General features: G+C 39.5%; 1 protein-coding gene and 1 pseudogene. One reads left to right on the forward strand and one right to left on the reverse strand.

Annotated features, from left to right (window positions below):
* A pseudogene (locus tag A1232T_RS00575) lies at positions 1–97 on the forward strand (transposase); the annotation flags it as partial.
* Positions 98–136: 39 nt separating this feature from the next.
* Here the strand turns inward: A1232T_RS00575 and A1232T_RS00580 are convergent.
* Positions 137–1141, reverse strand: a protein-coding gene (locus A1232T_RS00580; RefSeq protein WP_244152318.1) for an IS3 family transposase whose coding sequence is annotated in 2 segments (ribosomal slippage) — positions 137–972 and positions 972–1141 — 1006 coding nt annotated over the 2 segments. Because the reading frame shifts where the segments join, the coding sequence is not laid out codon by codon here. This gene is flagged as partial in the annotation.

Genomic DNA, 1141 nt, shown 5'->3' on the forward strand with positions numbered 1-1141 from the left:
ACGTGAGCACAATATTAGCCAAAGTACCTTCTACAAATGGAGGAGCAAATATGGCGGTATGGATGCCTCATTAATCACCAGATTAAAAGAATTAGAGGGGAAATACCCCCAAACTTAAAACACCAAATAAGTAGAACTAAGCTGCCATATTAAGTTTCTGAATCGGCGTAAAGCCACCATTACCCATATTGGGTCTCTCATTATTATAGTGATTGAGCCAAACTTCAGCTTGCTGTCTCACTTGCTCTAAACTATCAAACAACTCCTGATTAAGCCAATCATAACGTACTGTCTTGTTAAAGCGTTCAACATAGGCGTTTTGCTGAGGATTACCAGGCTCAATATATTCAATAACGATACCTTGCTTAGTTGCCCAGTCCTTTAAATCATTGCTGATATACTCAGGACCATTATCACACCTAATTTGATTAGGCTTACCACGGCACTCTATGAGCTGATTTAAACTGCGTATCACTCTTTGAGCAGGTAGTGAGAAGTCGACCTCTATGGTTAATGCTTCACGATTAAAGTCATCAATGACATTAAAGAGTCTAATAGCTCTACCATCGGTTAAGGCATCGTGCATAAAGTCCATACTCCAGCTTTGATTGATACAAGTGGGCACAACAAGCGTTTGGAGTTTATCTCGTTTAATACGACGTTTAGGTTTTATTCTCAGGTTTAATTCAAGCTCATGGTAGATACGATAAACTCGCTTATGGTTGTAAGGTAATCCCAATACATTTCTTAAGTATAGAAAGCATAGTTTAAAGCCCCAGTTTTTATGACTGTTTGTTAAATCAATTAACAGCTTGGCTATCTGCTCATTATCATCCGCTGTCTTTGGCTGATAGTAATAGCAGGTTATCCTGATGTTAAAGATCAGACAGGCTAGACGAATGCTTATACTGCGAGCATCAACGTAATATTTAGCCAAGTCTTTGCGCCTAGAGGGCGCTACCACTTTTTTGACATGGCATCCTGTAAGATGTCTGATTTAAGCCTTTCCTCGGCGTACATCTTCTTTAAACGAGCGTTCTCAGCCTCTAATTCTTTAAGACGAGTAATCAGTGAGGCATCCATACCACCGTACTTGGATCGCCATTTGTAAAAAGTACTTTGGCTAATATTATGTTCACGC

This window comes from Psychrobacter pasteurii, from assembly GCF_900162815.1.
Classification (GTDB): domain Bacteria; phylum Pseudomonadota; class Gammaproteobacteria; order Pseudomonadales; family Moraxellaceae; genus Psychrobacter; species Psychrobacter pasteurii.